Origin of the sequence: Thioalkalivibrio sp. ALE19 (assembly GCF_000428605.1) — a bacterium.
In the GTDB taxonomy this organism is placed as follows: domain Bacteria; phylum Pseudomonadota; class Gammaproteobacteria; order Ectothiorhodospirales; family Ectothiorhodospiraceae; genus Thioalkalivibrio.
Window position 1 is genome coordinate 1 of the sequence record NZ_AUAG01000048.1, and the last position, 6,677, is coordinate 6,677.

General features: G+C 68.2%; 5 protein-coding genes. 3 read left to right on the forward strand and 2 right to left on the reverse strand.

All coding sequences use genetic code 11. The features are described 5' to 3' along the window. Positions 1 to 134: 134 nt before the first annotated feature. The gene (ilvA, locus tag F787_RS0113705) at positions 135 to 1,652 is read left to right on the forward strand and encodes a threonine ammonia-lyase, biosynthetic (protein WP_028492548.1); all 1,518 of its coding nucleotides are present in this window, start codon (positions 135 to 137) and stop codon (positions 1,650 to 1,652) included. 15 nt (positions 1,653 to 1,667) lie between these two features. On the opposite strand, the gene motB is transcribed toward ilvA, so the two are convergent. Together motB and motA are read right to left on the reverse strand one after the other, a co-directional pair. Then, positions 1,668 to 2,567, reverse strand: a complete 900-nt coding sequence (gene motB / locus F787_RS0113710) for a flagellar motor protein MotB (protein WP_028492549.1) — start codon at positions 2,565 to 2,567, stop codon at positions 1,668 to 1,670. Between the two features lie 19 nt (positions 2,568 to 2,586). Next, positions 2,587 to 3,438 (reverse strand): flagellar motor stator protein MotA, encoded by an 852-nt coding sequence (gene motA, locus F787_RS0113715; RefSeq protein ID WP_019021261.1) that lies wholly within the window; start codon positions 3,436 to 3,438, stop codon positions 2,587 to 2,589. Between the two features lie 69 nt (positions 3,439 to 3,507). On the opposite strand from motA, the gene F787_RS0113720 reads away from it, so the two are divergent. Together F787_RS0113720 and F787_RS0113725 are read left to right on the forward strand one after the other, a co-directional pair. Beyond that, positions 3,508 to 4,875, forward strand: coding sequence for an HDOD domain-containing protein (locus tag F787_RS0113720; protein ID WP_028492550.1), 1,368 nt, complete (start codon positions 3,508 to 3,510; stop codon positions 4,873 to 4,875). A gap of 99 nt (positions 4,876 to 4,974) precedes the next feature. Beyond that, positions 4,975 to 6,543 carry a PAS domain-containing methyl-accepting chemotaxis protein gene (locus F787_RS0113725; protein ID WP_028492551.1) on the forward strand — a complete coding sequence of 523 codons (1,569 nt, stop codon included), beginning with the start codon at positions 4,975 to 4,977 and terminating at the stop codon, positions 6,541 to 6,543. Positions 6,544 to 6,677: the final 134 nt, after the last annotated feature.

Consider the following 6,677-nt stretch of genomic DNA (forward strand, 5'->3'; position numbering starts at 1 on the left):
GCCACCTGTTCCTGCGTGCAGGCCATTGCGGCCGATTGCCGCGTCGCCTTCGGCTCCTCGCAATGACGGGGGCACGAACGGCCTCGCGCGAGGGAGTCACAAGGTATGCGGCGCGCGTGCTATCGTGCGAAGTCATGAAAGACTATCCCTATCTGGAGAAGATCCTCACCTCCAGCGTGTACGATGTTGCGCGCGAGACACCGCTGGATGCCATGCCCACGCTGTCGAACCGGCTGGGCTGTGATATCCGCCTCAAACGCGAGGACCTGCAGCCGGTGTTCTCGTTCAAGCTGCGCGGCGCTTACAACAAGATCGCGCAGCTTTCGGAGGAGCAGCGCTCGAAGGGCGTGATCGCGGCCTCGGCGGGCAACCACGCCCAGGGCGTGGCGCTGGGGGCCACCCATCGCGGCATCCGTGCGGTCATCGTGATGCCGGTGACCACGCCGCAGATCAAGGTGGATGCGGTACGCCGCTTCGGCGGGGAGGCGGTGCTGTTCGGCGATTCCTTCGACGAGGCCGCCGCGCATGCCCGCGAGCTGGAGGCCGAGCACGGCTATACCTTCATCCACCCGTTCGACGATCCGGACGTCATCGCCGGGCAGGGCACGGTGGCCATGGAACTGCTGCGTCAGCACCCGGGACCGCTGGACGCGGTGTTCGTGTGTATCGGCGGTGGCGGACTGGTCTCGGGCATGGCGGCCTATATCAAGCGCCTGCGCCCGGAGATCCGGGTGATCGGGGTGGAGCCGGACGACGCCCCGTCGATGTACAAGGCGCTGCAGCAGAACCGGCGGGTCAGCCTGAAGCAGGTGGGGATCTTTGCCGACGGCGCCGCGGTGCGTCAGGTGGGCAAGGAGACCTTCCGCCTGACCCGCGAGCTGGTGGACGAGGTCCTGCTGGTGGATACCGATTCCATCTGCGCAGCGATCAAGGACATCTTCGACGACACCCGCGTGGTGGCCGAGCCGGCCGGGGCCCTGGCGGTGGCCGGCATGAAGCAGTACGCCCAGCGCGAGGGGCTGCGCGGCGCGCATCTGGCGGCGGTGCTCAGCGGCGCCAACATCAATTTCGACCGCCTGCGCCACGTGGCCGAGCGCGCCGAGATCGGCGAACACCGCGAGGCGCTGTTCGCGGTGACCATCCCCGAACGGCCCGGCAGCTTTCGCGAGTTCTGCGAAGCGGTCGGCAAGCGCGGCATTACCGAGTTCAACTACCGCTACGCCGACGACAGCACCGCGCATGTCTTCGCCGGGATCAAGCTGGAAGGCGGCGATCCCGAGCGCGCGGAGATCCTCGCGAACCTGCGCGAGCGCGGCTACGAGGTCCTCGACATGACCGAGAACGAGGTCGCCAAGCTGCATCTGCGGCACATGGTGGGCGGCCACGGTGGCGAGGTGCGCAACGAGCGGCTCTACCGCTTCGAATTCCCGGAGCGTCCGGGGGCGTTGCTGAACTTCCTCAACCACATGGGGGAGACCTGGAACATCTCCCTGTTCCATTACCGCAACCATGGCTCCGCGCATGGTCGGGTGCTGGTCGGCATGCAGATCCCGAAGGAGGATCGCAAGCGCTTCCGGGAATTCCTCGAGGAAGTCGGCTACCCGTGGCACGAGGAGACCGGCAACCCGGCCTATTCGCTGTTCCTGCGCTGAAGGTCGCGTGCGGGGTCAGTCTTCCGGGGCGTCCAGTGCATCCGCCGGCGGCGTGCCCTCGGTTTCGATCCCCTCGCGCATGGCTTCCTCCGCCTCCTGGTTGAGGACGATCAGGGTGATGCGCCGGTTCACCGCGGCCTCGGGGTTGTCCTCGTCGAAGGGGACGGTGTCGGACAGCCCCACCACGCGCGCGATCTGTTCCGGCTCGGTGCCGCCGGCGATCAGCTCGCGCCGCGCGGCGTTGGCGCGGTCGGTGGACAGCTCCCAGTTGGTGTAGTCCTCGCGCTGCAGCGGGCGGGCATCGGTGTGGCCGGTGATCGAGATCCGGTTGGGGACCTCGTTGATCAGCCCCGCGAGCTCGCGCAGGATGCCGCTGGCATGGTCCAGCGGCCGCGCGCTGGCGGTGGCGAACATCGGACGATTCTCGGCGTCGATGATCTGGATACGCAGGCCTTCCGGTGTGATGTCCATCAGCAGCTGGTCCTTGAACGGCTCCAGGGCCTGACTGCGGTCGATGGCTTCTTCCAGCGCTTCCTGCAGCGATTCCAGGCGCTCGCGGTCGCGTTCCAGCAGGGTCTCGTCATCGGCATCGTCCGGTACGGGCTCCGGGGGCGCATCGAGACGGTCGGGCAGGCCCTCGAAATCGATGATCGAGGGATCGGCGCCGGTGCCGTCGCCGATGGCCTGCGACGGGGCCATGGCCTCGCCCTCGAACGCCGAGGGGTTCTGGAAGTACTCCGACAGCGCGGCGCGTTCGTCCGCCTCCAGCGCGGCCAGCAGCCACAGCAGCAGGAAGAAGGCCATCATCGCCAGGGCGAAGTCGGCGAAGGCGACCTTCCACGAACCGCCGTGGTGGCCGCCCTGGACCACCTTCTTCTTGACGATGATCGGCTGGGTCTTGTCCTCGACGCCCATGAGCGGTGTCCGGCCGGCCTCAGGCCGCCTTCACGTGTTCCTCGAGTTCGGTGAAGCCCGGGCGCACGTCGCTTTCCATGGTCTTGCGGCCGAATTCCACCGAGACCTGCGGGCTGTAGCCCTGCACGTTGGCGAGGATGCAGGCCTTGATGCACTGCATGTACTTGGTGTCCTCGTGCGAGCGGGCCTCCAGCGCGGAGGCCGTCGGGCCAACGAAGCCGTAGGCCAGCAGGATCCCGAGGAAACTGCCGACCAGCGCGGCGGCCACGTTCATGCCGATGGTCTCGATGTCGCCGCCGATGGCGCCCATGGTGTTGATGATGCCGAGGATCGCCGCGACGATGCCGAAGCCGGGCAGGGCGTCCGCCACCTTGTTCACCGCATGGCTGGGACGCTCCACCTCTTCGTGGTGGGTCTCCAGATCCACGTCCATCAGGGCGTCCAGCTCATGCGGGTTCATCGAGCCGGAGATGATCAGCCGGAGGTAGTCGGTGATGAATTCGACGGCATGGTGATTCTTCAGCACCCGCGGGTGGGCCTGGAAGATCTCGCTGTTTTCCGGATCATCGATGTCGACTTCGACCGCCATCAGGCCCTCCTTGCGGGCCTTGACGAACAGCTTGTACATCAGCGCCAGCAGGTCGAGGTAGTCGGCCTGCGCATATTTGCGTCCCTGCATCAGCTTGGGGATCGACTTGAAGACCGTAACCACCACGTGTGGCGGATTGGCGATCAGGAACGCGCCCAGCGCGGCGCCGCCGATGATGATGTATTCGTAGGGCTGCCAGATGATGAAGATGTCGCCACCGTGGGCCACGTAGCCCCCGAAGACGGCGCCCAGTACGACGAGAAAACCGAGGATGAACTTCACGCGAGCAGGTCCTGCGTTGCTATAGTCGGCCCGCCAACCTTAATCGAGAACCGCAGGCGAGGTACAGCAATGGCCCTGGATGAAACGGCGCCCTATGCCGGGCGGGCACGCAGCCTGGCAGAGACGGACTGGCCGGTACTGGGGTCCAGCGAGGCGGTTTTCGCCGACACCGACGCCCTGGTCAACCGCTCGCTGCGCGAGGTGGGGCTGTATGCCGAGCGCGATCCGGGGCTGGCACTGCGGCTGATCCTGCGGGCCAACGCCCCGCGTCCGGGCCTCAAGCAGGAGGTGCATTCGGTACCGGATGCGATCGCGATGCTGGGGCTGCGGGCGGTGCACGAGGAGATCGAACGCGCACCAAGGGTGGAAGACATCCTCCCGGACCCGCAGCCGTACCGGCGGCGAGCGGCCCAGGCGCGCCTGGCGGCACTGATCGTGGAGGAACTGGGACGGGTGCGCCACGACAGTGAACCGGGCGAGCTGGGGCTGGCCGCCCTGTTGAACGACCTCGGCATGCTGGCGCTGGAAATGACCGACGCGCCGGAACTGCCGGGGCTGCGCTCGATGCTGCAGCTGCGGGCGCTGCCCGACGAGGCCAGTTACGTGGCTCTGGGCTATGCCACCGACGATCTGTCGCGCGGAATGGCCGAGCACATGCACCTGCCGGAGCTGGTACGCGGTACCCTGCGCGCGGAGAACGCCGCTCACCCGCGGGCCATGGAGGTGATGGTGGCTTCGGCGGTGGCCGGCCAGATCTTCCACGGCATGGACACCCTGCGCGAGGATCGCGATCTGCGCCTGCTGGCCGAGTTGCTGGGCGAGCCCGACAAGGCGGCGGCGGATCGGCTCGGCCGTCTGATGGAGGGCTTCAACCGGGACGCCTGGCTGTATGCCATGGACGCCCTGGATCCCGCGGCGATCGCGCGTGTCTGGCGGGAGGACTGTTCGCCGGTGCCGCTGGGCCTGGCGCCGCGCGGCGACATCGCGGTCAGCGGCGAGCTCGCGCTGCAGCGCGAGCCACACCGGGGCGTGCGCCTGCGGCGCCTGTTGCGCGCCTGCCAGTTCGGCCTGGGGCTGAACAGGGTCGTGTTCGCGGAGCTGGCGCATGATGGTGACTGGCTGCATGCGGCCGATCTCGTCGGTACGCTGCACGAGCCGGAGTTCAGCCATTTCGGCATCGGCCGCCATGACCTGGGCGCCATGGGCGCGGTACTGGAGCAGACCGATCCGGTCTGGTGGTCGCGCGATCATCCTGACACCCCGTTGCCCGGGGCCGTGGCCGAGCTGACCGGCGGCGTGGACTGCCTGCTGGCGCCGGTGCGGGAGCACGGGCGCTGCATCGGGATGATCTACGCCGACCGGCGCTCGCCGGCGCTGGCGCTGGATTCCCGGACCTTCGACGGCTTCGCCCGGCTGCTGGCGGCGGCACGGCGCTGAAGCTCAAGCCGCCCGGGCGGCGGCCGTTACCCCGTACAACGACACTCACGCGACCAGCAAAGGGCGCGCCGGCCGGCGCGCCCGCGGAGACCGAGCAGTATGCGCGAAAACCTTCCCGTCACGGGGACCGAATACACCCTCAACGAGGGCGAGGACCTGATCTCGTCCACCGACCTGAAGGGCCGGATCCGCAACGCCAATGACGCCTTCGTACGCGTCAGTGGTTTCGACTGGGAAGAACTCCACGGCTCGGCGCACAATATCGTGCGCCACCCCGACATGCCCGAGGCGGCCTATGCCGACATGTGGGCCACGCTGCAGTCCGATCGCGCCTGGATGGGCATCGTGAAGAATCGCCGGAAGAACGGCGATCATTACTGGGTGGACGCCTTCGTGACCCCGGCCTACGAAAACGGGCAGAAGGTGGGCTACGAGTCGGTTCGTCGGGTGCCGTCGCGCGAGCACGTCGAGCGCGCGGAGAAGGTCTATGCCGCGATGAAGCGCGGGCGCCAGTTTCGCCGGCACCTCTGGGACAGCCTGCTGTTCCGGCTGCTGGGTGTCTGGGGCCTCGGCTTTGTGCTGGCGCTGGGAGTGCTGCTGGCGCCCTGGGGAGCACTGGCCCAGGGGCTGGGTCTGGCCCTGGTGTTCGCCCTGGGGGGCGCGTCCACGCTCGGGCTGATGCAGCCGCTGCAGCGTACGATGCGGGGACTGCGGCGGATCTTCGACAACCCGGTGATGGAGACCATCTACTGCGGCCGGCGCGACGGTTCGGCGACGCTGGAGCTGTTCCAGCGCTTCCACGAGGCGCGGCTGTTCACCGTGCTCGACCGCATCGAGGAGCAGTCGGGGGCGGTAAGCGACGGCGCCCGGACCATGGCGGGTGCGGTGGAGCAGACCGCCAGCGGGGTCACCCGCCAGCAGGGCGAGATCGATCAGGTCGCCACGGCGATGAACGAGATGACCTCGACCATCCAGGAGATGGCGCAGAACTCGGCGCAGGCCGCGGACAGCGCCCATCACGCCGAGCAGGAGACCCGTTCCGGGGAGGAGGTGGTGAACGCCACCGTGGAAGCGATCAATCGCATGGCGCGCGAGGTCGAGACCACCGCAGAGAAGCTCAACCGGCTGGAGACCGACGCCGCGGAGATCGACAACATCCTCGGCGTGATCCGCGAGATCGCAGAACAGACCAACCTGCTGGCCCTGAACGCGGCCATCGAGGCGGCGCGTGCCGGCGAGCACGGACGCGGTTTCGCGGTGGTGGCCGACGAGGTCCGGCGGCTGTCGCAGCGCACGGATGAGTCCACGGTGACCATTCGCCAGATGATCGAGACCCTGCAGAACGGCTCGCGGGAGGCGGTGAGTGCGATGCGCTCGAGCCAGGAACAGGCTGCCCACGGCGTGGAACAGGCGCAGTCGGCCGGTGAGTCGCTGGGGCGCATCCGCGAGGCGGTGGGGCGCATCACCGAGATGAACACCCAGATCGCCACGGCGGTGGAAGAGCAGAGCTCGGTCGCCGAGGAGATCAACCGCAACGTCACCTCCATCCACGACGTGGCCGGCGAGACCGGGACCGTGGCGGAACACGCGCGCGAGGCCAGCGCCGACATGGAACGCCTGGCCGGCGAGCTGAAATCCCTGATCCACCGTTTCGATACCCGCCAGTAGGAGGCCGGCCCTCCGGCCGATTCGGCGCCGGGGACTGCTCGGACGTCAAATCGGCCAGGGGGCTGGCCTCCCACGGTTGCACCCGCGCGCAGGAGGCCGGCCCTCCGGCCGATCCGGCGCCGGGGACTGCCCGG